16 protein-coding genes are annotated in these 25,089 nt (G+C 67.1%); 10 read left to right on the forward strand and 6 right to left on the reverse strand.

What is annotated here, in order from left to right; all coding sequences use genetic code 11:
* The 9 genes from dnaA to LRK53_RS00045 all read left to right on the forward strand — a co-directional run bounded on the left by dnaA (position 1) and on the right by LRK53_RS00045 (position 10,477).
* Complete coding sequence (dnaA, locus tag LRK53_RS00005) at positions 1 to 1,332, forward strand: chromosomal replication initiator protein DnaA (protein ID WP_027491613.1); 1,332 nt, start codon at positions 1 to 3, stop codon at positions 1,330 to 1,332.
* Between the two features lie 243 nt (positions 1,333 to 1,575).
* A complete protein-coding gene (gene dnaN, locus LRK53_RS00010) occupies positions 1,576 to 2,676 on the forward strand; it encodes a DNA polymerase III subunit beta (RefSeq protein WP_027491614.1) in 1,101 nt (366 codons plus the stop codon).
* A gap of 96 nt (positions 2,677 to 2,772) precedes the next feature.
* Positions 2,773 to 3,852, forward strand: a complete 1,080-nt coding sequence (recF, locus tag LRK53_RS00015; protein ID WP_027491615.1) for a DNA replication/repair protein RecF — start codon at positions 2,773 to 2,775, stop codon at positions 3,850 to 3,852.
* A gap of 95 nt (positions 3,853 to 3,947) precedes the next feature.
* Complete coding sequence (gene gyrB / locus LRK53_RS00020; protein ID WP_235642425.1) at positions 3,948 to 6,380, forward strand: DNA topoisomerase (ATP-hydrolyzing) subunit B; 2,433 nt, start codon at positions 3,948 to 3,950, stop codon at positions 6,378 to 6,380.
* Between the two features lie 271 nt (positions 6,381 to 6,651).
* The gene (locus tag LRK53_RS00025) at positions 6,652 to 7,917 is read left to right on the forward strand and encodes a tetratricopeptide repeat protein (protein WP_027491617.1); all 1,266 of its coding nucleotides are present in this window, start codon (positions 6,652 to 6,654) and stop codon (positions 7,915 to 7,917) included.
* 221 nt (positions 7,918 to 8,138) lie between these two features.
* Positions 8,139 to 8,798 carry an energy transducer TonB gene (locus tag LRK53_RS00030; RefSeq protein ID WP_027491618.1) on the forward strand — a complete coding sequence of 220 codons (660 nt, stop codon included), beginning with the start codon at positions 8,139 to 8,141 and terminating at the stop codon, positions 8,796 to 8,798.
* A gap of 56 nt (positions 8,799 to 8,854) precedes the next feature.
* A complete protein-coding gene (locus LRK53_RS00035; RefSeq protein WP_221174169.1) occupies positions 8,855 to 9,628 on the forward strand; it encodes a MotA/TolQ/ExbB proton channel family protein in 774 nt (257 codons plus the stop codon).
* An 11-nt stretch (positions 9,629 to 9,639) separates the two neighbouring features.
* Positions 9,640 to 10,062 carry an ExbD/TolR family protein gene (locus tag LRK53_RS00040; protein ID WP_027491620.1) on the forward strand — a complete coding sequence of 141 codons (423 nt, stop codon included), beginning with the start codon at positions 9,640 to 9,642 and terminating at the stop codon, positions 10,060 to 10,062.
* Between the two features lie 4 nt (positions 10,063 to 10,066).
* Positions 10,067 to 10,477, forward strand: coding sequence for an ExbD/TolR family protein (locus LRK53_RS00045; protein WP_027491621.1), 411 nt, complete (start codon positions 10,067 to 10,069; stop codon positions 10,475 to 10,477).
* Between the two features lie 286 nt (positions 10,478 to 10,763).
* Here the strand turns inward: LRK53_RS00045 and LRK53_RS00050 are convergent, their stop codons facing one another.
* Together LRK53_RS00050 and LRK53_RS00055 are read right to left on the reverse strand one after the other, a co-directional pair.
* A complete protein-coding gene (locus LRK53_RS00050) occupies positions 10,764 to 11,507 on the reverse strand; it encodes a pyridoxine 5'-phosphate synthase (RefSeq protein WP_027491674.1) in 744 nt (247 codons plus the stop codon).
* A gap of 77 nt (positions 11,508 to 11,584) precedes the next feature.
* Positions 11,585 to 12,229, reverse strand: coding sequence for a 4'-phosphopantetheinyl transferase family protein (locus LRK53_RS00055; protein WP_027491675.1), 645 nt, complete (start codon positions 12,227 to 12,229; stop codon positions 11,585 to 11,587).
* 77 nt (positions 12,230 to 12,306) lie between these two features.
* On the opposite strand from LRK53_RS00055, the gene LRK53_RS00060 reads away from it, so the two are divergent.
* Positions 12,307 to 15,789 carry a hybrid sensor histidine kinase/response regulator gene (locus LRK53_RS00060; protein WP_235642426.1) on the forward strand — a complete coding sequence of 1,161 codons (3,483 nt, stop codon included), beginning with the start codon at positions 12,307 to 12,309 and terminating at the stop codon, positions 15,787 to 15,789.
* Between the two features lie 7 nt (positions 15,790 to 15,796).
* Here the strand turns inward: LRK53_RS00060 and LRK53_RS00065 are convergent, their stop codons facing one another.
* The 4 genes from LRK53_RS00065 to acs form a co-directional block, all read right to left on the reverse strand.
* On the reverse strand, positions 15,797 to 17,260 hold the full coding sequence (locus tag LRK53_RS00065) for a glutamate synthase subunit beta (RefSeq protein WP_027491677.1): 1,464 nt from the start codon (positions 17,258 to 17,260) through the stop codon (positions 15,797 to 15,799).
* 20 nt (positions 17,261 to 17,280) lie between these two features.
* A complete protein-coding gene (locus LRK53_RS00070) occupies positions 17,281 to 21,984 on the reverse strand; it encodes a glutamate synthase-related protein (RefSeq protein ID WP_027491678.1) in 4,704 nt (1,567 codons plus the stop codon).
* A 221-nt stretch (positions 21,985 to 22,205) separates the two neighbouring features.
* Entirely contained in the window at positions 22,206 to 22,877 is a 672-nt protein-coding gene (locus LRK53_RS00075; protein WP_027491679.1) for a response regulator transcription factor, read from the reverse strand.
* 82 nt (positions 22,878 to 22,959) lie between these two features.
* On the reverse strand, positions 22,960 to 24,900 hold the full coding sequence (gene acs, locus LRK53_RS00080; protein WP_027491680.1) for an acetate--CoA ligase: 1,941 nt from the start codon (positions 24,898 to 24,900) through the stop codon (positions 22,960 to 22,962).
* Positions 24,901 to 25,089: the final 189 nt, after the last annotated feature.

The raw sequence follows: 25,089 nt of genomic DNA on the forward strand, positions 1-25,089 counted from the left end.
ATGAGTGATCTGTGGCGGCGCTGCCTTGAGCGCCTCGAAGGCGAGCTGAGCGCCGAAGACCTGCATACCTGGCTGATGCCGCTGCAGGCGCGCGAAGATGCCAACGGCCTGCAGCTGTTTGCGCCCAACTCCTACACCCTGGACACTGTGCGCGGGCGCTACCTGGGACAGATCGAGGCGATGCTGCTGCAGCTTGCCGGCAAGCCGTGCCTGGTGCGGCTGGAGGTCGGCTCCAGCACGGTGCGGCCGGCCGTGTCGGCCAAGGCGGCGCCGGCACCTCGGGTTACCCCGGTCCCGGCGGCTCCCGCGTTCAACCACAACCTGGACCCGCACTACACCTTCGAGACCTTCGTCGAGGGCAAGTCGAACCAGCTCGGCAAGGCCGCCGCCATGCAGGTGGCGACCAACCCCGGCCGCGCCTACAACCCGCTGCTGCTGTACGGCGGCACCGGCCTGGGCAAGACCCACCTGATGCACGCCGCCGGCAACCTGATGCGCGAGCGCAACCCGGACTGCAAGGTGCTGTACCTGCGTTCGGAGCAGTTCGTCGGCTCGATGATCGAGGCGCTGCGCGCCAAGAGCATGGACCAGTTCAAGCTGCGCTTCCGCTCGGTGGATGCGCTCTTGATCGACGACATCCAGTTCTTCGCCGGCAAGGACACCACGCAGGAGGAGTTCTTCCACACCTTCAACGCGCTGTTCGAGTCCAAGCAGCAGATCATCCTCACCTGCGACCGCTACCCCAAGGAAGTGGACAAGCTGGAGCCGCGGCTGAAGTCGCGCCTGGGCTGGGGCCTGTCGGTGGCGATCGAGCCGCCGGATTTCGAGACGCGCGCGGCGATCCTGCTGGCCAAGGCGCACGACAAGGGCGTGGCGGTGGACGAGCACGTGGCGATGCTGCTGGCCAAGCGCATCCGCTCCAACGTGCGCGATCTCGAGGGCGCGCTGAACACGCTGGCGGCGCGGGCCAACTTCTACGGCAAGCCGATCACCACCGACTTCGCCGAGGAGACCCTGCGCGACCTGCTGGCCACGCATGCGCAGGCAGTCACCATCGCCAACATCCAGAAGATCACCGCCGAGTACTTCAACGTGCGCCTGCAGGACCTGCTGTCCAAGCGGCGCGTGCGCTCGCTGGCGCGGCCGCGGCAGATCGCCATGACGCTGTCCAAGGAACTGACCGAACACAGCCTGCCGGAGATCGGAGAGGCGTTCGGCGGGCGCGACCACACCACGGTGATGCATGCCTGCAAGACGATCCGCAAATTCATCGAGACCGACGCGCGCATGCGCCAGGACTGGGAGCAGCTGATCCGCACGCTGACCGGTTGAGCGACGATCGGCAAAGATTATGGATAAGCGGGGGCTCAAGCTGTGGATAATGGGTGGACGAATCGAGTGCGGAAGTTATCCACAAATCACCCACCGTAAAACAGCCCGTTCAAACACACCCACAAATCTACCCAGGCTGTTGATTTACCGGATGAAATTCGGTTATGAAAGTTACCCACCGCACCAACAGCAACCACTAACTTCTTTTAAAGACAGAACAGCAGGCATAGGGGAAGCACAGTCATGCAATTCAGCATCCAACGAGAAGCTCTGCTCAAGCCTCTGCAGCAGGTGGTTGGTGTGGTTGAACGCCGCCAGACGCTGCCGGTGCTGGCCAACCTGCTGGTCAAGGTTGGCTCCGGCAAACTGTCGCTGACCGGAACCGACCTGGAAGTGGAGATGGTAGCCACCAGCGAGGCGGAGAAACTGGTCGATGGCGAGGTCACCATCCCCGCCCGCAAGCTGTTCGACATCGTGCGCGCTCTGCCCGACGGTGCGCGGATCGACCTCAAGCTCAGCGGCGATCGCGTGGCGCTGAACGCCGGGCGCAGCCGCTTCACGCTGACGACCCTGCCGGCCAGCGAGTTTCCCACCGTCGACGAGATCGAACTGGTGGAAAAGGTCAGCCTGCCGGAAGAAGCCTTGCGCGACCTGATGGAACGCACGGCCTTCGCCATGGCGAACCAGGACGTGCGTTACTACCTGAATGGCATGCTGCTCGATCTGCAGGAGCACACCCTGCGCTGCGTGGCCACCGATGGCCACCGGCTGGCGATGAAGGAAACCGGCCTGCAGAATTCGGTGAGCACGCGCCGACAGATCATCATCCCGCGCAAGGGCGTCAACGAACTGGTAGGTCTGCTGGAAACCGGTGACGGCCAGGTCGAGCTGGAGTTCGGCCGCAACCATCTGCGCGTGCGCCGCGGCGACGTGGTGTTCACCTCAAAGCTGATTGATGGCCGCTTCCCCGACTACGAGGCGGTGATCCCGTTGGGCGCGGATAAGACCGCCACGATCGACCGCGAGGTGCTGCGGGGCGCGCTGCAGCGCGCCGCGATCCTGTCCAACGAGAAGTACCGCGGCGTGCGGCTGGAGCTGTCGCCGGGCAAGCTGCGCATCGTGGCGCACAACCCGGAGCAGGAAGAGGCGGTGGAGGAGGTCGAGGCCGACACCCATGTGTCCGACCTCGCGGTGGGCTTCAACGTGGGCTACCTGCTCGATGCGCTGGCCGCGCTGCGCGGTGAGCGGGCGCGGCTCAGCCTGCGCGATGCGCAGTCGAGCTGCCTGGTGCAGGAACATGACAGCGAGCAGGCTCGCCACGTGATCATGCCGTTGCGGCTCTGACGGCCAGCGCATGGCGCTCGCCACACGCGGCAAGAACAGGCAACGCCGGGGCTCCCACCAGGGACTCCGGCGTTGCTGTTTGTGGACACAACCCGCATGAGGCTGGAGCAGCTTCGCGTGCGCGGCCTGCGCTGCCTTACTGAGGTCGGCGTGGCGCTGGATCCGGGTGTCAACGTCTTCGTCGGTGCCAACGGCGCCGGCAAGACCAGCGTGCTGGAGGCAGCGTTCCTGCTTTCGCATGCGCGCTCCTTTCGCAGCGGCGCGAAGGAAGCGCTGCTGCAACGGGGTGCCACGCAGCTGTCGATCTTTGCCGAGTTGCGCCATGCCGATGAGCGGGTGTGCCGGCTCGGCCTGGGACGGGATGGCGTGCGCTGGGAGGCAAAGCTGGACGGTACCGGCGTGGCGCTGGGGCAGCTGGTCGGCGAATGCGCGGTGGTCTGTTTTGAACCCGGTGCGCACGGCTTGATCGCCGGTGCGGCGGAAGAGCGCCGGCGGTATCTGGATTGGGGAGTGTTCCACGTGGAACATGCCTTTTTGTCCACCTGGCGCCGCTACCAGCGTGCGCTGAAACAGCGCAACAGCCTGTTGCGTGCCCCCGCACCGCCAGCCGACGAGCTGTTTGCACCGTGGGAGGCGGAGCTGGCCCAAGCCGCCGAGCAGATCGATCGGCAACGGCGTAGCTATCTGGATCGGTTGCGCCCGAAGCTGCTTGACGGCTTCGCCGGCTTGCTGCCGGAGCTGGGCGCTTTCGAGCTGCGCTATCGCCGGGGCTGGTCGGACGAGCTGGACCTGGCCCGGCAGTTGCGCGAGCAGCGGGGTCGGGATCTCGCCCGCGGGCATACCACCCTCGGCGCGCATCGGGCGGACTGGTCGATCATGTTCGAACAGGCCCCATTGCGTGAACATCTGTCCCGCGGTCAGGAGAAGCTTACCGCGCTGGCTTGCCTGCTGGCGCAGGCCAAACTGTATGCGGAGCAGTGTGGTGAATGGCCGATCGTTTGCCTCGACGACCTTGCCTCGGAACTGGACCTGGCCCACCAAGCCGCGGTGGTGACCCTGCTGCTGGCGGCGGATGCCCAGGTGCTGCTGACCGGCACCGAATTGCCGGCCGCACTGCAAGGGTTGCCCGCCCGAGTGTTCCACGTGGAACAAGGCGAGCTGACGCGCCTGCTATAATTAGAAGGTTGCATCTCCCGCGGATTGCATAACCCTGTCCGGCCATTCACGGCGCCGAGTCGGGCGGGTCGCTGGCGCCAGGAAACGGTCAACGCATGAACGAACCCAGCAACGAATCGCACTACGACTCCAGCAACATCAAGGTGCTGAAGGGCCTGGAAGCGGTGCGCAAGCGCCCGGGCATGTACATCGGCGACACCGATGACGGCACCGGCCTGCACCACATGGTGTTCGAAGTGGTCGACAACTCGATCGACGAGGCGCTGGCCGGCTACTGCGACAAGGTGGCGGTCACCATTCTCGACGACGGCTCGGTCAGCGTCAGCGACAACGGCCGCGGTATCCCGGTCGACATGCACCCGGAGGAGCATCGCTCCACCGCCGAGGTGGTGATGACGGTGCTGCATGCCGGCGGCAAGTTCGACGCCAATTCGTACAAGGTGTCCGGTGGCCTGCACGGGGTGGGCGTTTCCGTGGTGAACGCGCTGAGCGATCACCTGTGGCTGACCATTTATCGTGACGGTCATGAGTACCAGCAGGAATACGCGCTCGGCGAGCCACTGTACCCGCTGAAGGAGGTTGGGCCGTCGAACAAGCGCGGTACCACGGTGCGCTTCCTGCCCAGCCCGGCCACCTTCACCAGCAACATCGACTTCCACTACGAGATTCTGGCCAAACGTCTGCGCGAGCTGGCTTTCCTCAACTCCGGCGTCACCATCGAGCTGAAGGACGAGCGCGGGGAAGGGCGGGCGGACACGTTCGCCTACGAGGGCGGCATCCGCTCGTTCGTGCAGCACCTGGCGCAGATGAAGACCGCGCTGCACCCGAACGTGATCAGCCTCTCCGCCGAACAGGACGGCATCGTGGTGGAAGTGGCGATGCAGTGGACCGACTCGTACAACGAGATCATGTTCTGCTTCACCAACAACATCCCGCAGCGCGATGGCGGCACCCATCTCACCGGTTTCCGCGCCGCGCTGACCCGCTCGCTGCAGAACTACATCGAGAAGGAAGGCCTGGCCAAGAACGCCAAGGTCGCGCTGTCCGGCGACGACATGCGCGAAGGCATGATCGCGGTACTGTCGGTGAAGGTGCCTGATCCGAAGTTCTCCTCGCAGACCAAGGACAAGCTGGTCTCGTCCGAGGTGAAGACCGTGGTGGAGCAGGTCATCAACGAGAAGCTCGGCGAGTTCCTGCTGGAACACCCGAACGAGGCCAAGGCGATCGCCTCGAAGGTGGTCGACGCCGCTCGTGCCCGCGAAGCCGCCCGCAAGGCGCGCGAGATGACCCGCCGCAAGGGCGCGCTGGACATCGCCGGCCTGCCCGGCAAGCTGGCCGACTGCCAGGAAAAGGACCCGGCGCTGTGCGAGCTGTTCCTGGTCGAGGGTGATTCCGCCGGCGGCTCGGCCAAGCAGGGCCGCAACCGCAGGACCCAGGCCGTGCTGCCGCTGAAAGGCAAGATCCTGAACGTGGAGAAGGCGCGCTTCGACCGCATGCTGGCCTCGGCCGAGGTCGGCACGCTGATCACCGCGCTGGGCACCGGCATTGGCAAGGACGAGTACAACCCCGACAAGCTGCGCTACCACCGCATCATCCTGATGACCGACGCGGACGTCGACGGCTCGCACATCCGCACCCTGCTGCTGACCTTCTTCTACCGCCAGATGCCCGAGCTGATCGAGCGCGGCCACATCTACATCGGCCTGCCGCCGCTGTACAAGGTGAAGCAGGGCAAGCAGGAGTTGTACATCAAGGACGATGCCGCGCTGAACGACTTCCTGATCTCCAGCGCGGTGGACAACGCTGCGCTGACCTACGCCCCGGATGCGCCGCCGATCACCGGCGAGGCGCTGGAGAAGCTGCTGCGCGGCTACCAGCTCGCGCTGGACCAGATTGCCCGGCTGGCGCATCGTTTCGATGCCGCCGTGCTGAACGTGTTGCTCGAGCACCAGCCGATCACACCCGCGCTGTGGTCCGATCCGGTGGCCATGCAAGCCTGGCTGGATGGCGCCGCGCAGCGGCTGGCGGCCAGCGGCCTGGGCAAGCCGCACTACCGCCTCACGCTGCGCCCGGCCGCTGGCGGGCAGCCGGCCGCGATCGAGGTGGTGAAGGAGCAGCACGGACTCAGCCATACCTGGTTGCTGCCGCAGCCGTTCTTCGCCAGTGCCGAGCTTCGCCCGATCCTGGCGATCAGTCAGCAGATCGCCGGCATGATCCAGCCCGACGCTGTCGTGCGTCGCGGCAATGCCTCGCGCGGCGTGCTCAGCTTCCTCGATGCGCGCAACTGGCTGCTGGACGAGGCGAAGAAGGGTCGCAGCATCCAGCGCTTCAAGGGCCTGGGCGAAATGAACCCGGAGCAGCTGTGGGATACCACGGTGAATCCGGACACCCGGCGCATGCTGCAGGTCGGCATCGAGGATGCCATCGCCGCCGACCAGATGTTCTCGATGCTGATGGGCGAGGCGGTCGAACCGCGTCGCGATTTCATCGAGGCGAACGCGCTGAAGGTCGCCAACCTGGACATTTGACGGCCTCCCCGCCGACGCGAAGCTTCCCGCCGCGCCCGCCGCCCGGGGCCGGTGGGCGCCGCGGCAGCCGGTGCCGAGTGCTCGCGGCGCCGTGCAAATTTGGCATCCCATCGGACGGAACAAGCCAACTAATTGATTTTTAACGATCTTTGATGCGGCACTGCAACTTGTTATCGCGTGCCGGGTCGAGTTAGGCTTCGCAATCCCCCGCGTCATTACGACGCGCCCAGACATCACGAGGATCACCATGAAGCATGCCCGAGGGTTAACCATGCTGGCCGGCGTTGCGCTGCTGCTGGGCGTGGCCAGCAGCCCGGCCCTGGCGCGCAAGAGCGACGACGCCACACCCAAGAAGGAAGCGCTGTATCCGAATGCGACGCGCACCGAGCCGAAGCTCGACCTGAGCAGCGCGAAGGACCAGAAGAGCCTCAACGACGGCCTGGACGCCGTCAACGAAGGCGACAAGGCCAAGGCTGAGCAGCTGCTGCAGCCGATCATCGACGGCAGCAAGAGCAAGTATGCCCAGGCGCTCGCCCTGCAGGGCATGGCCAGCCTCCACTACAACGACGGCGACATCAAGGGCGCCATCAGCACGCTGCAGCGCTCGCTGGCGCTCGGCGTGATGCCGAACGATACCTACTTCCAGCTGATGTACATGCTGGCGCAGTTCCAGTTGGCCGACGAGCAGTACCAGCCCGCGCTGGACACGGTCGCCAAGTGGCGCGCCGAAGGCAAGAAGGAAACCGCCGATTCGTACGCGCTCGAAGGCAACGCCTACTACCGACTCAACAAATATCCCGAGGCGATCGCCGCGATCACCAAGGCCAAGTCGCTGACCGACAAGCCGCAGCCGACCTGGGACCAGATCCTGATGGCCAGCTACTCCGAATCCGGCCAGGACGACAAGGCAGCGCAGCTGGCCACCAGCCAGCTCAATTCGAATCCGAGCGATCCGAACGCGCTCAACAACGCGGTCGCCGTACTGATGCAGGCGCACAAGTATCCCGAGGCGATCCAGATGCTGGAGAAGGCCCGCGCCGCCGGCACGCTCACCAAGGACACCCAGTACGTGAACCTGGCCAAGCTGTACCTGATCGCTGGCCAGGAAAGCTCGGATCCGACGCCGAACGCGCTCAAGGCCCAGCAGGTGCTTGAGGACGGTATCGGCAAGGGCATCGTCAAGCCCGACGCGGGAACCTACGTGTTGCTCGGCCAAGCCGCCGAGATCGGCAACAACGCCGACAAGGCGATCAGCTACTACAACAAGGCCATTCCGCTGGCCAGCGATGGCGAGGCCGCATTGGCCGCCGGACGCCTGCTGCTGAGCGAGAACAAGTACAGCCAGGCCAAGGGCCTGGTCCAGCAGGCCATCGACAAGGGCGTGAAGCACAAGGGCACGGCGTACATGCTGCTGGCCGAGTCCGAACGCGGCTTGAAGAACAAGCCGGCGGCGATCGCCGCGATGAAAAACGCTGCCAAGGATCCGGAGACGGCGGCGAAGGCAAGGGACTGGCTGAAAAAGACCGGCGCCGAATGACCGGTTGAAGCACGTGGCAGGCCACGGGATGGAATGGACGTCCATATGCTTCATCCCCGCGGCGCTATACAAATGCCATGTGCTGTTGTACCGTTTCAACCTTTCCCCCGCGTCTCCCCAGTGGCAAGTTCCTTCCGGATTCGTCAACGCATCTGACGATTTCGGAGTCAAGCCCTGCGGCAACGTTCTCTTCTGATCGATCAGCTCCAGACTAGTGACAGATGGCCTCAAGTAACGAAGAAATCGGGCGCGAGCCGTTTAGTTGGAAACGCACCTGGGCACTGGCAGTTGCCATCGGGCTGCATGCGTTTGCCTTCCTGTTGATCGTGGCGCCGATGGCGCCGCCGAATCAGAACCACAAGGAAAAGGAACGCATCGTCCAGGTGAACTTCATCGAGCCGCCGCCGCCGCCACCACCGCCGCCGCCGCCGCCGCCGGAACCGCCGAAGCAGCCGCCGCCGAAGATCATCCAGCAGGTCAAGGTGCCACCGACACCGCCGCCGCCGACACCACCGCCAGCGGTGGAAGAGGTTTCGGCGAATGCGACCCAGGCAGCGCCGCCAGCGCCGCCAGCGCCGCCGGCACCGCCAACGGATATCACGGCCAGCTCGGATCTCAGCTACAACAGCCGGCTCCAGCCGAAGTATCCGCCGCAGGCCATCCGTCAGCGGCATGAGGGTACGGTGGTGCTGATGATCCTGGTGGGCGTGGATGGCTCGCCGAAGGACATAAAGATCGACCGCTCCAGCGGTTATCACGAACTCGATCGTGCTGCCATGGATGCCGCACGTCGTTGGCGCTTCAATCCAACGATTCGAAATGGACAAAAAGTTGAAGGGTACGCACGCGTTCCGGTCAACTTCAATCTCAACCAGCTGTAACCGGGTTCGCCCGGTTTACGGTTACAGTTCACGCTTGACTTCCCTAGGGTAGCGTTATGTTCCTACAGACTCCTGATACGACCGGTGCCGCACAGGCCATGGGTGGCAATACCAACGCCGAAGCCATGAAACAGATGGGCTTCGACAACCTGATCCAGAACTTCGACTGGCTCGGCTGGGTCGTCTTCGTGACCCTGGTCGCGATGTCGTTCCTGTCGTGGTACTTCATCATCGCCAACGGCATCCGCAACGCCACGGTGAAGGCCCGCGCCGAAAAGGTCATCAACGGGTTCTGGGGCAACGGCTCCACCCAGGACGCGATCCGTGAACTCGAAGCGCAGCCGCGCACCGAGCCGTTCTCCAAGATCGCGCTCGACGCCGCTTCGGCGGTCGCCCACCACCAGCAGGCCACGGCGGCTGCCGGCACCACCGGTCGTCTGGCCGAGTCGCTGAGCCGTTCGGAGTTCATCGACCGTGCCCTGCGCCAGGCGGTGGCCCGCGAGAGCATGCGTCTGGAAGGCGGCATGACCCTGCTCGCCACGGTCGGTTCTGCCGCGCCGTTCGTCGGTCTGCTCGGTACTGTGTGGGGCATTTACCACGCGCTGATCCGCATCGCCGCTTCCGGCAACGCCTCGATGAACGCGGTGGCTGGCCCGGTCGGCGAGGCGCTGATCATGACCGCCTTCGGTCTGTTCGCCGCGATCCCGGCGCTGTTCGCGTACAACTTCTTCAGCCGTTCGAACCGCGTGGTCTACGCCCGCTTCGACGAATTCGCGCACGATCTGCACGACTTCTTCGCCACCGGTTCGCGCGTCGAAAGCCAGAAGTGAGGGATTGACCCATGGCTGTCAGCCTAGGTGGCAATTCCGGCGGTCCGATGTCGGAAATCAACGTCACGCCGCTGGTCGACGTGATGCTGGTTCTGCTGATCATCTTCATGATCACGGCTCCGCTGATGTCGCACTCCATCACGATCGATCTGCCTACGGCCAACCCGAAGACACCGGATTCGGAAATGTCGGTGCCGCCACTGGATCTGGCGGTCAAGCAGGATGGCAGCACGTACTTCAATGACCACCTGGTCACCGAAGCCGAGCTGCGGGCACAGTTTGCGGTGAGCGCGCAAAGGTCGCCGCAGCCGGAGCTGCAAATCCGCGCGGACAAGAACACCGAGTTCAAGATCGTGAAGAAGGTCATCGGCGACGCCAAGGATTCGGGCATGGTGCATGTTGCTTTCATGACTACCGACGCGCCGAAGGAGTAACCAGATGTCCTTCTCTACCAACACCAGTGGACCGATGTCGGAGATCAACGTCACGCCGCTGGTCGACGTGATGCTGGTGCTGCTGATCATCTTCATGATCACGGCACCGGTGCTGGCGCATCGGATCCAGGTCGATCTGCCGCAGCCGAATCCGAATCAGCCGCCGCCGACCAATCCGGCGGAACCGGTCCACCTGAAGATCGACCAGGCCGGTGCGCTGTACTGGAACGATATTCCGGTGGACGAGCTGGGCTTGAAGGCGCAGCTCGCGGTGATCAGCCAGCAGTCGTTGAACAACCAGCCGGAGATCCAGATCGCTGCGGCCGACGCGGTGGCCTACGAGCACGTGGCGCGGGTGTTGGCGGCGGCGAAGAGTTACAAGCTGGTCAAGATCGGTTTCACCGAGAACTTCTGATCGGTCGTCGCCACGGCAACGTACCAACGAAAACCCCCGCCTTGCGCGGGGGTTTTCTTTTGGGGGCAGGGCGTCGCCGTGCCGGCTCAACGCTTGTGAAGAAAACCACATCCTGTGGTTTTCTTCAGTCGCGAGTCCGGTACACGCCCGGACTCGCTCACATGAAACAGTCACGCCAGTGACTGTTTCATGCCTGGCCCTCGGGCAACCGCTCCTGCGTTGCCTCAACTCGGGCATCCCTGCCCTCGCCGTGGCCGGCCTGAGAGGTTGAAAAAATCACAACCCCTCAGCGCAGGATTTGCAGGTAGTTGCGCACGGTGGTGGCCAGCCCCTCGTACAGCGCCTCACCGATCAGCGCATGGCCGATGGAAACTTCGGCCAGGCCGGGGATCGCCGCCTTGAACGTGCCCAGATTGGCTTGGCTGAGGTCGTGCCCGGCGTTCACCGCCAGCCCGGCCTGCTGGGCGCGGCGCGCGGTTTCGGCGCACACGGCCAGAGCCGCCGCGGGCTGCCCTTCGGTAAACGCCTCGGCATAGGGGCCGGTGTAGATCTCGATGCGCTGTGCGCCGATCGCCGCGGCGAGCTCGAAATCCTGGCTGCCGGCGTCGACGAACAGGCTGACCCGACAACCCAGCTCGCGCAGCTCGCCAACCAGCGGACGCAGCTGCGCGAGGTCGCGGCGCAGGTCGAAGCCGTGGTCGGAGGTGATCTGGCCGTCGCCGTCGGGTACCAGAGTGACCTGGGTGGGGCGCACCTCGCGGGCCAGCGCGACCAGCCCCGGATAGGCGCCGCGGGCGGCGGCGAACGGATTGCCCTCGATGTTGTATTCCACTCGTCCGCGCAGCATCGCGGCCAGCGCGCGTACGTCGTCGGGGCGCACGTGGCGCAGGTCCGGCCGCGGATGCACGGTGATGCCGCCGCAGCCGCTCTCGATGCAGGTCTGCGCAGCCCGGCAGATGTCCGGTTCGCGGCCGCCGCGCGAATTGCGCAGCACGGCGATCTTGTTGAGGTTGACGCTGAGCAGGGTCATGGCGGAAGGACGATCCTCGGCGGTGGCGATCAATGGGGGCGCACGGGCCGGTCGATGAGCCGGAAACAGTGCGCCGATCAGTCGCCGCTGGCAAGCGTGCCGAGGCGGATCCGCCGCTCGCCGCCGCGCCAGGCCAGCGCGCCGACCAGGCCATGGTCGAGCGCCAGCCGCTGCAGTTGCCAGGCGTCGGCGTCGTCGCCCTGCAGCCGCCGCAGTTGCAGCTGCCCCCCCACACTGGTGATGCTGAGCCGATGCAGGCCGTACGCGAGGCCGCGGCCCAGCGCCTTCAGCACCGCTTCCTTGGCGGTCCACAGTTCGAGGAAGGCGACGCTGCGCTCGGCCTGCGGCAGCGCCGCCAGTACTGCCGCCTCCTCGGCGCTGAAGAAGCGCCGGGCGAGCTCCACGGCGTGCTGGCGCGGGCGCAGGCATTCGAGGTCGATCCCCGGTGCGACGTGCCGGGCCACCGCGACCAGGGCATGGTCGCCACTGTGCGACCAGTTGAAGTCGAGCGAGGAATCCAGCCCGGCGGCGAGCGCGGGGCGGCCATGTTCGCCTTCGCGCAGCAGCACCCGCTCCGCCGTGGTGCCAAGATAGGCGGCCAGCAGCGTGCACAGCGGGGCGCGCCCGCCCGAGCGCCGGTAGTCCAGCCGCCACACGTGAATCTCGTCATCGCGCAGGCGCTCTGCTACGTTGGCGAGTGTCGATACGGGCGCGGTGATCATCCGCGCATGGTGCCGCTGGTGCTGCCATGGCACAAGCGCGGGCGCGCCCGTCGATGGTCCGGCCGGGAGAAGGTGACTTGATTCAAGGGTGGCTGCTGCTGCTGGTGTCGCTGCTGTATGTCGGGCTGCTGTTCGTGGTGGCCTACACCGGCGACCGCCGGCCGCTGTACCCGCGTCAGCCACGGCTGCGGCCGATCGTCTACAGCCTGGCGCTGGCGGTGTACTGCTCGTCATGGACGTTCTACGGCGCGGTCGGCACCGCCGCGCGCGACGGCCTGGCCTACCTGCCGATCTACCTCGGCCCGATCCTGCTGTTTGTGTTCGGCTACGGCCTGCTGCGCCGGCTGGTGCAGACGGTGAGGCAACGCAACATCACCTCGATCGCCGACTTCATCGGCGCGCGCTTCGGCAAGTCGCACGGGCTGGCCGCGCTGGTGGCGGTGATCGCGGTGGTCGCGGTGGTCCCTTACATCGCGCTGCAGTTCAAGGCGGTGGCGATGTCGTACGGCGTGCTCGGCGGAGTCAGGTACGGCATGGTCACGGCGGGCGGCGTCGACAGCGCGCTGTGGTGCGCGGTGCTGCTGGCGGTGTTCGCGATCCTGTTCGGCACGCGCAGCATCGACGCGACCGAACACCATCACGGCATGATGCTGGCGATCGCGCTGGAGTCGTTGATCAAGCTGCTCGCCTTCATGGCGCTGGCCGGTTACGCGCTGTGGCAGGGGCCGGGGCTGGCCGAGACGGTGCAGCGGCCGGTGGCCCAGCTCAGCCACGGTCTGTCGCCAGGCTTCCTCGCACAGACCATGCTGGCGTTCAGCGCCATGTTCTGCCTGCCGCGGCAATTCCAGATCGGCATGGTCGAGTGCGAGGATACCGGCGACCTCACCCGTGCGCGCTGGATGGTGCCGCTGTACCTGGTCATCGTCAGCGTGGCGGTGTTGCCGATCGTGGCGGCCGGCGCGCACATGCCGCTACTGCGCGACGGCACCGCCGACGCCTGGGTGCTGACCCTGCCGATGGCCCACGGCGACCGCGGCATGGCGCTGCTGGCTTTCATCGGCGGTTTCTCGGCGGCCACCGGCATGGTGATCGTGGCCTCGGTGGCGCTGTCCACGATGATCAGCAACGACCTGGTGATGCCGGCGCTGCTGCGCATCCACGCGCTGCGGCTGGAACAGCGCAGCGACCTGTCACAACTGGTGCTGGGCGTGCGCCGGGTGGCGATCGTGCTGCTGGCAGCGATGGCCTACGTTTACTACCGCGTCGCCGCCAACGCCGAGAACCTGGCAGCGACCGGCCTGCTGGCGTTCGCCGCGGTGGCGCAGTTCGCGCCGGCGCTGATCGCCGCGCTGTACTGGCGCGGGGCCAGTCGTCGCGGCGTGATCGTCGGCCTGGCCGGCGGCTTCGCGGTGTGGCTGTATACCCTGCTGCTGCCGGCGCTGATCCGCTCGGACGACTGGCTGCGGCAAGGCCCGTTCGGTTGGGATTGGCTGCGCCCGCAGGCACTGTTCCACCTGAGCGGCTGGGACCCGGTGATGCACGGCACGTTCTGGTCGCTGCTGGTGAACGTGGGCTGCCTGGTGTTCGTGTCGCTGCGGCTGCGGCCGAGCCTGGAAGAGCGCCTGCACGCGGCGGTGTTCATGGATGCCGACCCGGCCAGCCGTGGCGGTAGCGGCGACTGGCGCGGTCGCGTGGCGGTGGCCGACCTGCGCACCATCGCCGAGCGCATCGTGGGCGAGCGCAGCAGTGCGCGCGCCTTCGACGAGTACGCCCAGCGGCGCAGCAAGCCGCTGCTGGCCGGCGAGGCGGCCGACCGCGCGCTGATCCAGTACACCGAGCGCCTGCTCGCCTCGGCGGTGGGCGCGGCCAATGCGCGGCGCATCCTGATCAGCGCCCTGTCCGGCAGCGGCCTGGACCTGGCCGAGTCGATGGCGCTGCTGGACGAGGCGTCGCAGGAACTGCGCTTCAATCGCGAGCTGCTGTCCACCACGCTGGAAAACGTCTCGCAGGGGATCAGCGTGGTCGACGCGCGCATGCACCTGGTGGCGTGGAATCGGCGCTACCTGGAGCTGTTCGATTACCCCGACGGCATGGTGCACGTGGGCGTGCCGGTGGCCGAGCTGATCCGCTGGAACGCCGAGCGTGGCGAGTGCGGCCCGGGCGAGGTCGAAGCGCACGTGGCCAAGCGCATCCAGTACATGCAGGCCGGCTCGACCCATCTGTTCCAGCGCGTGCGCCCGGATGGCACGGTGATCGAGCTGCGCGGCCGCGCGCTGCCGGGTGGCGGCTACGTCACCACCTACACCGACGTCACCGCGTACAAGCACGCCGAGCAGGCGCTGATCGAGGTGAACGAGACGCTGGAGCAGCGCGTGGAGCAGCGCACCGCCGAACTGTCCGAGGCGCTAGTTGCCACCGCGCAGGCGCGCCGCGCGGCGGAAACGGCGAACATCTCCAAGACGCGCTTCCTCGCCGCCGCCAGCCACGACCTGCTGCAGCCGCTGAACGCAGCGCGCTTGTTCACCTCGGCGCTGCGCCAGCATCCCGGACTGGACGTCGAGGCCAGCGGGCTGGCCGAGCGCATCGACGCCTCGTTCAGCGCCGCCGAGGATCTGCTCGACGCGCTGCTGGACGTCTCGCGGCTGGACGCCGGCAGCTACCATCCCGAAGTCGGCGCGTTCGCACTGGCCGAGCTGTTCGATTCGCTGAAAGCACAGTTTGCGGTGATCGCCGAACGTCGCGGGCTGCGCCTGCGCATGGTGCCCACCGGCCTGGCGGTGCGCAGCGACCCGCAGCTGCTGCGCCGGATCCTGCAGAACTTCCTCTCCAACGCGCTGCGCTACACCAGCAAGGGCGGCGTGCTGCTGGGCGCGCGGCGAGTGGGTGCGGACAAGGTGCGCATCGAGGTGTGGGACTCCGGCCCGGGCATCGCGCCGGAACAGCGCGCGCGCATCTTCGACGAATTCCAGCGGCTGGAGCAGCCCTCGCCGTGGGGCGAGAAGGGGCTGGGCCTGGGGCTTTCGATCTGCGATCGCCTGTCCTGCATCCTCGGTCATCAGCTCGACCTGCATTCGCGGGTCGAGCATGGCAGCTGTTTTGCGGTGACGGTGCCGCGCAACGAGGCGGTGTCGGTGCGTCGCCAGCGCGTGCAGCGCGGCGGCACCGACAAGCAGCTGCCGTTGACCGTGCTATGCCTGGACAACGACGCCAGTATCCTCGATGGCATGCGCGCCCTGCTCAGCCGCTGGGGCGTCGACTGCCGCACCGCGCTGGACGTGGCGCAGGCCCGCGTCGAACTGAGGCGCGGGCCGATCGACCTGGTGCTGGCCGACTATCACCTGGCCGATGGCGTCGATGGCCTGCAGGCGCTGCAGCAGCTGCGCGATGCGCTGGGCGAGCTGCCGCCGGTGGCGATGATCACCGCCGACGGCAGCAGCGAACTGAAACAGCGTGCGCGGGCGCGCGGTTATCCGGTGCTGCACAAGCCGGTACGCCCGGCTGCCTTGCGCGCCCTGCTGACCGCGCTGGTGCGCCGGCAGGGCGAGGACCGGTCAGCCTGAGCCGCGATCAGCGCGGCAGGCTGGAATGGCCCATCAGGAACTCGTCCACCGCGTGCGCGCACTGGCGTCCTTCGCGGATCGCCCACACCACCAGCGACTGGCCGCGGCGCATGTCGCCGGCGGCGAACACCTTGTCCACGCTGGTGCGGTAGCCGCCGTCGGCGTCGGCAGTGGCGCGGGCGTTGCCGCGGGCATCCTTGTCCACGCCGAACGCGTCCAGCACGCCTTGTACCGGCGAGACGAAGCCCATCGCCAGCAGCACCAGGTCCGCCTGGATCTCGAACTCGCTGCCCGGGACCTCGCTCATCTTGCCGTCCTTCCACGCCAGCCGCACGCCGGTGAGGCTTTTCACCTGGCCCTTGCCGTCGTCGTTGAAGCACTTGGTGGCGACCGACCAGTCGCGCCGGCAGCCTTCCTCGTGCGAGCTGGAGGTGCGCAGGCGGAGCGGCCAGTACGGCCACACCAGCGGCTTGTTTTCCTGCAGCGGTGGCTGCGGCAGCAGCTCGAACTGGGTGATCGCCACGGCGCCGTGGCGGTTCGAGGTGCCCACGCAGTCGGAGCCGGTGTCGCCGCCACCGATCACGACGACCTGCCTGCCGGTGGCAACGAGCTGGTTTTTCAGCTTGTCGCCGGCCACGACGCGGTTCTGTTGCGGCAGGAACTCCATCGCGAAATGCACGCCCCGCAACTCGCGGCCGGGCACCGGCAGGTCGCGCGGGGTTTCCGCGCCGCCGGTGAGCACCACCGCGTCGTATTCCTGCCGCAGCTGTTCGGGCGCGATCACGCGGGGGTTGCCGTGCTGCCCGGCGTCCGCCGCGGCGCCGACGAACACGCCGGTGCGGAACTGCACGCCTTCGCCGCGCATCTGCTGCAGGCGGCGGTCGATGTGGCCCTTGTCCAGCTTGAAGTCGGGGATGCCGTAGCGCAGCAGGCCGCCGAGGCGGTCGTTCTTCTCGAACACGGTCACCGCGTGGCCGGCCCGGGCCAGCTGCTGCGCGGCGGCCAGCCCAGCCGGGCCGGAGCCGACCACGGCCACCTTCCAGCCGGTCTGGTGCGCGGCGGGCTGTGGCACCACCCAGCCTTCCTCCCACGCCTTGTCGATGATCTTGTGCTCGATCGACTTGATGCCCACCGCATCGTCGTTGATGTTCAGCGTGCACGCGGCCTCGCACGGGGCGGGGCAGATGCGGCCGGTGAACTCGGGGAAGTTGTTGGTCGAGTGCAGCACATCGATCGCGCGCTTCCAGTCCTGCCGGTACACCAGGTCGTTGAAGTCCGGGATGATGTTGTTGACCGGACAGCCCTGGTGACAGAACGGAATGCCGCAATCCATGCAGCGCGCGGCCTGCTGCGCGGCCTGGTCGTCGGACAGGTGTGCGGTGAATTCGCGCCAGTGCTTCTTGCGCTGCGCAGGCGCCTCGCTGGTTTCCTGCAGGCGCGGGTATTCGAGAAAGCCGGTGATCTTGCCCATCTGTGCGGTTCCTCGTGGACTCAGGCCGTGGCCTTCTCGGTGGATGCGGCGGTGCTCGCCGCCGGCGGTTCGGCCAGTGCGCGCTTGTACTCGTGCGGCATCACCTTGACGAAATGCGTGCGCGCATTGCCCCAGTCATGCAGGATCGCCTTGGCGCGGAAACTGCCGGTATAGCGGAAGTGCGATTCGACCAGCCGGCGCAGGATCGCCTCGTCGGTTTCGCCGGGTGCGCCGCGGGTGACGGGATGCCACAGCGCCCGCGGCACCCGCAGTTCCTGCTCGACGCCGGAGAGCAGCGGTTCCAGGCCGACCATGGCGAGGTTGCAGCGTGACTGGAAGCGCAACTCGGGATCGTAGACGTAGGCCACCCCGCCGGACATGCCGGCGGCGAAATTGCGGCCGGTTTCGCCGAGCAGGACCACGGTGCCGCCGGTCATGTATTCGCAGCCGTGGTCGCCGACACCCTCCACCACGGTGGTGGCGCCGGAGTTGCGCACGGCGAAGCGCTCGCCGGCGACGCCGTTGAAGTAGGCCTCGCCTTCGGTGGCGCCGTACAGCACCGTGTTGCCGACGATGATGTGCTCCGGGCCGAAGCCGTGGAAGTCGTTCGGCGAGCGCACGATGATGCGCCCGCCGGACAGGCCCTTGCCCACGTAGTCGTTCGCCTCGCCGACCAGGTCGAGGGTGATGCCGCGGGCCAGGAACGCGCCGAAGCTCTGTCCGGCGGTGCCGTCCATCTGGATGTGGATGGTGTCGTCGGGCAGGCCGGCATGGCCGTAGCGACGCGCCACCTCGCCGGACAGCATGGTGCCCACGGTGCGGTTGACGTTGCGCACGCCGACGATGAAGCTGGTCCGTTCGCGCTGCTCCAGCGCGGGCCGGGCCTTCTCGATCAGGCTGTGGTCGAGCGCCTTGCCGGTCTTGGCGAGGCCGTGGTCCTGTTCGGTCACGTGCCGTTGCGCCACCCCGGCCGGTACCTCGGGGCGGTGGAACACGCGGCTGAAGTCCAGCCCGCGCGCCTTCCAGTGCGCGATGCCCTGGCGGATGTCGAGCAGGTCGGCGCGGCCGACCAGCTCGTCGAAGCGGCGGATGCCCAGCTGCGCCATGATCCGGCGCGCTTCCTCGGCCACGAAGAAGAAGTAGTTCACCACGTGTTCGGGCTTGCCGCTGAACTTCCGGCGCAGCACCGGATCCTGCGTGGCCACGCCGGTGGGGCAGGTGTTGAGATGGCACTTGCGCATCATGATGCAGCCTTCCACCACCAGCGGCGCGGTGGCGAAGCCGAACTCGTCAGCACCGAGCAGGGCGCCGATCACCACGTCGCGGCCGGTCTTCATCTGGCCGTCCGCCTGCACCCGGATGCGTCCGCGCAACTGGTTCAGCACCAGCGTCTGCTGGGTTTCGGCCAGGCCCAGTTCCCACGGCGTGCCGGCGTGCTTGATCGACGACCAGGACGAGGCGCCGGTGCCGCCGTCATGGCCGGCGATCACCACGTGGTCGGCCTTGGCCTTGGCCACGCCGGCCGCTACCGTGCCTACGCCCACTTCGGACACCAGCTTCACCGAGATCGACGCCTGCGGGTTGCAGTTCTTCAGGTCGTGGATGAGCTGGGCCAGGTCCTCGATCGAGTAGATGTCGTGGTGTGGCGGCGGCGAGATCAGGCCTACCCCGGGCACCGAGAAACGCAGCTGCGCGATGTACTCGGAGACCTTGTGGCCGGGCAGCTGGCCGCCCTCGCCGGGCTTGGCGCCCTGCGAGATCTTGATCTGGATCTGGTCGGCCGAGACCAGGTAGGCCGCGGTGACGCCGAAGCGGCCGGAGGCCACCTGCTTGATGCGCGAACGCAGCGAGTCGCCAGCCTGCAGCTCGAGGTCGCGCTCGATGTGCGCCTTGCCGAGGATGCCGGCGACGGTGTCGCCCTGCTTGATCGCCACGCCGCGCAACTCGCCCTGGTAGCGCGCCTCGTCCTCGCCGCCCTCGCCGGTGTTGGACTTGCCGCCGATGCGGTTCATCGCGATGGCGAGGGTGGTGTGCGCCTCGGTCGAGATCGAGCCCAGCGACATCGCGCCGGTGACGAAGCGCTTGACGATCTCGCCGGCCGGTTCCACCTCGTCCAGCGCGATCGCGGCGGCCGGATCGGCGCGGAACTCGAACAACCCGCGCAGCGTCATCAGGCGCCGGGTCTGGTCGTTGACCAGCTGCGAATACTCCTGGTAGGTCTGCGCGTTGTTGGCGCGGGTGGCGTGCTGCAGCTTGGCCACCATATCCGGCGTCCACATGTGCTCCTCGCCGCGCACGCGCCAGGCATACTCGCCGCCCGCGTCCAGCGCGTCGGCCAGCACCGGGTCGTCGCCGTAGGCGGCGGCGTGCAGGCGCAGCGCTTCCTCGGCCACCTCGAACAGGCCGATACCCTCGATGTTGGAAGTGGTGCCGGTGAAGTACTTGTCGACCAGGTCGCGGTTCAGGCCCACCGCCTCGAAGATCTGCGCGCCGGTGTAGGACATGTAGGTGGAGATGCCCATCTTGGACATCACCTTCTGCAAACCTTTGTCGATCGCCTTGACGTAGTTGTGCAGCGCCTTGTCCACGCTGATCCCGCCGCTGCCCGCGGCGAAGTGCTGTGCCAGCACTTCCATCGCCAGGTAGGGGTGGATCGCCTCGGCGCCGTAGCCGGCGAGCAGGGCGAAGTGGTGCACCTCGCGCGCCGAGCCGGTCTCCACCACCAGGCCGGTGCTGGTGCGCAGGCCCTGGGTGACCAGGTGCTGGTGGATGGCCGAGGTGGCCAGCAGGGCCGGGATCGCCACGTGCTCGCGGTCGCTGCGCCGGTCGGACACGATCAGGATGTTGTGGCCCTGGCGGATCGCGTCGGTGGCCTGCGCGCACAGCGAGGCGAGGCGCGCCTCGATGCCGGCCTTGCCCCAGCTCGCCGGATAGGTGATGTCCAGCTCGAAGCTGCGGAACTTGCCCTTGGAGTAGCGCCCGATCCTGCGGATCTTGGCCATCTCGGCGAAGTCCAGCACCGGCTGGGCCACCTCCAGCCGCAGCGGCGGGTTGATGTTGTTGATGTCCAGCAGGTTGGGCTTGGGCCCGATGAAGGACACCAGCGACATCACCAGCTGTTCGCGGATCGGATCGATCGACGGGTTGGTGACCTGCGCGAACAGCTGGCGAAAATACTGGTACAGCGACTTGCTGCGTTCCGACAGCACGGCCAGCGGCGAATCGTTGCCCATCGCGCCGATCGCTTCCTCGCCGGCCTGCGCCATCGGCAGCAGCTGGAACTTCAGGTCTTCCTGGGTGTAACCGAAGGCCTGCTGGCGGTCGAGCAGGCTGTCGACGACGTGCGACTCGGCACGCGGTTCCGGCAACGCGTCCAGCTTGATCCGGATGTGTTCGATCCACTGCTTGTACGGCCGGGCGTTGGCCAGCTGGTCCTTCAGTTCCTTGTCGTCGATGATGCGGCCCGCCTCCATGTCGATCAGCAGCATCCGGCCCGGCTGCAGCCGCCACTTCTTCACGATGCGCGATTCGGCGATCGGCAGCACGCCGGCCTCGGAGGCCAGGATCACCAGGTCGTCGTCGGTGATCAGGTAGCGCGCCGGGCGCAGGCCGTTGCGGTCGAGCGTGGCGCCGACCTGGCGGCCGTCGGTGAAGGCGATCGCGGCGGGGCCGTCCCACGGCTCCATCATCGCGGCGTGGTACTCGTAGAACGCGCGGCGGTTGTCGTCCATCAGCGTGTGACGTTCCCACGCCTCGGGAATCATCATCATCATCGCGTGCGACAGCGGGTAGCCCGCCATGGTCAGCAGCTCGAGGCAGTTGTCGAACGAGGCGGTGTCGGACTGGCCGGGATAGATCAGCGGCCACAGTTTGGCCAAGTCGTCGCCGAGCACCGGCGAGGAGATCGCGCCGGTGCGCGCGTTGATCCAGTTGACGTTGCCCTTGACCGTGTTGATCTCGCCGTTGTGCGCGATCATGCGGTACGGGTGGGCCAGCTCCCAGGCCGGGAAGGTGTTGGTGGAGAAGCGCTGGTGCACCAGCGCCAGCGCCGACACGGTGCGCGGGTCGGCCAGGTCGAGATAGTACCGGCCGACCTGGCCGGCCAGCAGCAGGCCCTTGTAGACCACCGTGCGGCTGGACATCGAGGGGACGAAGTACTCCTTGCCGTGCTTCAGGCCCAGCGCGCGGATCGCGTGGCTGGAGGTCTTGCGGATGACGTACAGCTTGCGCTCCAGCGTGTCGGGCACCATCACGTCCGGCCCGCGCCCGATGAAGATCTGCCGCACCACCGGTTCGGTGGCCTTGACCGCCGGCGACATCGGCATGTCGGCATCGACGCGCACGTCGCGCCAGCCCAGCACCACCTGGCCCTCGGCCAGCACCTTGCGCTCCAGCTCCTGTTCGCAGGCCAGCCGCGAGGCATGCTCCTTGGGCAGGAAGATCATGCCCACGCCGTACTCGCCCGGCGGCGGCAGCTGCACGCCCTGCTGCGCCATGTCCTCGCGGTAGAGCTGGTCGGGGATCTGGATCAGGATGCCGGCGCCGTCGCCCATCAGCGGATCGGCACCGACCGCGCCGCGATGATCCAGGTTGCGCAGGATCAGCAGGCCCTGCTGGACGATGTCATGGCTTTTCCGGCCCTTGATATGGGCGACGAAACCCATGCCGCAGGCGTCGTGTTCGTTGGACGGGTTGTACAAACCCTGCGCGTGCGGCTGAGCCATGTTCTTTACTCCCGGTATGGGGAGGATCGACTATAGTGCGCCGCAACAAAAGAAAGCAAGAAAATCAAATGGCCGTATATAAGGCTGATTGCGCGAAGCAGGCGGGCGCGGTTCGCCGGCACGACGGAAGCGGCGGCCAGACCGCGTCAGGATGGCGTTGGACGTGGCCTGGCGGTGACCGGACGGCGGATGCGCCGGGTTGGCCGGCTGCCTGAATGGGATCAGTCGGAGTCGTCCGGCATAGCCGGCAGGCCTTCCTGGTCGACCGCCAGCTGGCTGGCGAGCAGCGCGACCTGGGTGCGGTTGTTGACCCCGAGCTTGCGCATGATCGCGGTCATGTGTGCCTTCACCGTGGCCTCGGAGACGCCCAGCTCCCAGGCGATCTGCTTGTTCAGCAGGCCCTCGGCGATCATCGTCATCACGCGGAACTGCTGCGGCGTCAGCGCGGCGACCTGCGCGGCGGCGGCGGCTTCGTCGGGCCTCAGTTCGCCGGGGCCGCCGAGCAGGGCCGGTGGCAGCCACACATCGCCGTCGAGCACGGCGCGGATCGCCGCCACGATGTCGGTACCGGCGGTGGACTTGGGGATGTACGCCGAGGCGCCGTGCGCCAGCGCGCGGCGCGCCACCTGTGCCTCCTCGTGACCGGACACCACGATGGTCGGCAGCCCGGGATACTGGCCACGGATGTGTGCCAGCGCCGAATAGCCGCGCGCGCCGGGCATGTGCAGGTCCAGCAGCAGCAGTTCGGCGTCGGGGAACTGCTCGATCAGGCCGAGCAACGCGTGCACGCTGTCAGCGTTGTGCACGCGCGCCTGCGGCACCGCCGTCAGCACGGCGCGCTGCAGCGCGTCGCGGAACAGCGGATGGTCGTCGGCGATCAGGATGTCGGTCATGGCCGGGATCCGGGATTGGGGATTCGAGATTCGGAAGAGCGGCTTTTGCGTATCCCGAATCCCGTCTCCCGGATCCCGTCGCTTATTTGATCAGCCGCTCGTCCACCAGGTTCTTCACTACGCCAGGATCGGCCAAGGTGGTGATGTCGCCGAGCTGGTCGGGCAGATTCTCGCCGATCTTGCGCAGGATGCGGCGCATGATCTTGCCCGAGCGGGTCTTCGGCAGGCCGGGCGCCCACTGCAGGTAGTCCGGCGTGGCGATAGGGCCGATCTCCTTGCGCACCCAGGCGATCAGTTCCTTGCGCAGCTCGTCGCTGCCGGTCTCGCCCGCGACCAGGGTGACATACGCATAGATGCCCTGGCCCTTGATCTCGTGCGGGCAGCCGACCACCGCGGCCTCGGCCACCTTCGGGTGCGCCACCAGCGCGCTTTCCACCTCGGCGGTGCCGAGGCGGTGGCCGGACACGTTGATCACGTCATCGACGCGGCCGGTGATCCAGTAGTAACCGTCCTCGTCGCGGCGTGCGCCGTCGCCGGAGAAGTAGTTGCCGGGGTAGGCACTGAAGTAGGTCTCGATGAAGCGCTGGTGGTCGCCGTAGATGGTGCGCACCTGGCCGGGCCAGGAGTCGGTGATCAGCAGGTTGCCCTCGGCCACGCCTTCCTGCACGGTGCCTTCGGCATCGACGATCGCCGGCTTCACGCCGAAGAACGGCAGCGTGGCCGAGCCGGGCTTGGTGGCGATGGCGCCGGGCAGCGGCGAGATCATGATGCCGCCGGTCTCGGTCTGCCACCAGGTGTCGACGATCGGGCAGCGTTCGTCGCCCACCACGCGGTAATACCACTCCCATGCTTCCGGGTTGATCGGCTCGCCGACCGAGCCGAGCAGGCGCAGCGACGCGCGCGAGCACTTCTTCACCGGTGCCTCTCCCTCGCGCATCAGCGCGCGGATCGCGGTGGGGGCGGTGTAGAAGATGGTGACCTGGTGCTTGTCGATCACCTGCCAGAAGCGGCTGTGGTCCGGGTAGTTCGGCACGCCCTCGAACATCACCGTGGTGGCGCCGTTGCACAGCGGGCCATACACCACGTAGCTGTGGCCGGTGACCCAGCCGACGTCGGCGGTGCACCAGTAGATGTCGTCCTCACGCAGGTCGAACACCTGCTCGTGGGTGTAGCTGATGAACACCAGGTAGCCGCCGGTCGAATGCTGCACGCCCTTGGGCTTGCCGGTGGAACCGGAGGTATACAGCACGAACAGTGGGTGCTCGGCCTCGACCGGGGTCGGCGGGCAGTCGACCGACTGGCCTTCCATCAGGGTGTGCCAGTAGCGGTCGCGCGGCGATTGCATGTTGACCGCACCGCCGGTGTGGCGCACCACGATCACGGTCTCCACGCTGTGGGTGCCGGGCCGCTCCAGCGCCGCGTCCACGTTGACCTTGAGCGGGATGTGCTTGCCGGCGCGCAGACCCTCGTCGGCGGTGATCACCACCTTGGCCTGCGAGTCGACGATGCGCCCGGCCAGCGAGTCGGGCGAGAAGCCGCCGAACACCACCGAGTGGATCGCGCCCAGGCGGGCGCAGGCCAGCATCGCCACCGCTGCCTCGGGGATCATCGGCAGGTAGATCGCCACGCGGTCGCCCTTGACCACGCCCAGGTGCTTCAGCGTGTTGGCGAACTTGCACACCTCGGCGTGCAGCTCGCGGTAGGTGATCTTGCGCGAATTGTTCGGGTCGTCGCCCTCGAAGATGATCGCCACCTTGTCGCCGCGCTTGGCCAGCTGGCGGTCGAGGCAGTTGGCGGACACGTTGAGCTCGCCGTCCTCGTACCAGCGGATGTGCAGGTCCTTCGGGTCGAATGAGACGTTCTTGATCTTCGTCGGCGGCTTGATCCAGTCCAGACGCTGGCCGATGCGGCCCCAAAAGCCCTCCGGATCGCTGACTGACTCGGCGTACAGGCGCACGTAATCGTCGTGGCGCAGGCGCGCGGCGGCGGCAAACGACGGGTTGACCGGATAGAGCTTGGACATGGCTGGGCTCCTGCTGGCTCGCATGGAAGATGGCAACGGGGATACCGCGGCAGACGCAAGCAAGCGCCCGGCGGCGTGCATGCTTCGAGTGTAGCCCGATCGCCGTGGAGGTGGCGTCGCGCCGCCGTCTCGACTTTGGTCGAAGTTCGACCAATGGCGAATAGTCGCTCGCGCCGCAGCATGGCCATG

Source organism: Rhodanobacter thiooxydans (assembly GCF_021545845.1).
Classification (GTDB): Bacteria; Pseudomonadota; Gammaproteobacteria; order Xanthomonadales; family Rhodanobacteraceae; genus Rhodanobacter.

Excerpts from the sequence above, each read along its gene's own strand:
- LRK53_RS00040 (WP_027491620.1), top strand. The coding sequence starts at position 9,640 with ATGGCTGTCAGCCTAGGTGGCAATTCCGGCGGTCCGATGTCGGAAATC.
- gyrB (WP_235642425.1), top strand. The coding sequence starts at position 3,948 with ATGAACGAACCCAGCAACGAATCGCACTACGACTCCAGCAACATCAAG.
- dnaA (WP_027491613.1), top strand. The coding sequence starts at position 1 with ATGAGTGATCTGTGGCGGCGCTGCCTTGAGCGCCTCGAAGGCGAGCTG.
- LRK53_RS00035 (WP_221174169.1), top strand. The coding sequence starts at position 8,855 with ATGTTCCTACAGACTCCTGATACGACCGGTGCCGCACAGGCCATGGGT.
- dnaN (WP_027491614.1), top strand. The coding sequence starts at position 1,576 with ATGCAATTCAGCATCCAACGAGAAGCTCTGCTCAAGCCTCTGCAGCAG.
- LRK53_RS00055 (WP_027491675.1), bottom strand. The coding sequence starts at position 12,229 with ATGATCACCGCGCCCGTATCGACACTCGCCAACGTAGCAGAGCGCCTG.
- LRK53_RS00065 (WP_027491677.1), bottom strand. The coding sequence starts at position 17,260 with ATGGGCAAGATCACCGGCTTTCTCGAATACCCGCGCCTGCAGGAAACC.
- recF (WP_027491615.1), top strand. The coding sequence starts at position 2,773 with ATGAGGCTGGAGCAGCTTCGCGTGCGCGGCCTGCGCTGCCTTACTGAG.
- LRK53_RS00075 (WP_027491679.1), bottom strand. The coding sequence starts at position 22,877 with ATGACCGACATCCTGATCGCCGACGACCATCCGCTGTTCCGCGACGCG.
- LRK53_RS00025 (WP_027491617.1), top strand. The coding sequence starts at position 6,652 with ATGCTGGCCGGCGTTGCGCTGCTGCTGGGCGTGGCCAGCAGCCCGGCC.
- LRK53_RS00030 (WP_027491618.1), top strand. The coding sequence starts at position 8,139 with ATGGCCTCAAGTAACGAAGAAATCGGGCGCGAGCCGTTTAGTTGGAAA.
- LRK53_RS00070 (WP_027491678.1), bottom strand. The coding sequence starts at position 21,984 with ATGGCTCAGCCGCACGCGCAGGGTTTGTACAACCCGTCCAACGAACAC.
- LRK53_RS00045 (WP_027491621.1), top strand. The coding sequence starts at position 10,067 with ATGTCCTTCTCTACCAACACCAGTGGACCGATGTCGGAGATCAACGTC.
- acs (WP_027491680.1), bottom strand. The coding sequence starts at position 24,900 with ATGTCCAAGCTCTATCCGGTCAACCCGTCGTTTGCCGCCGCCGCGCGC.
- LRK53_RS00050 (WP_027491674.1), bottom strand. The coding sequence starts at position 11,507 with ATGACCCTGCTCAGCGTCAACCTCAACAAGATCGCCGTGCTGCGCAAT.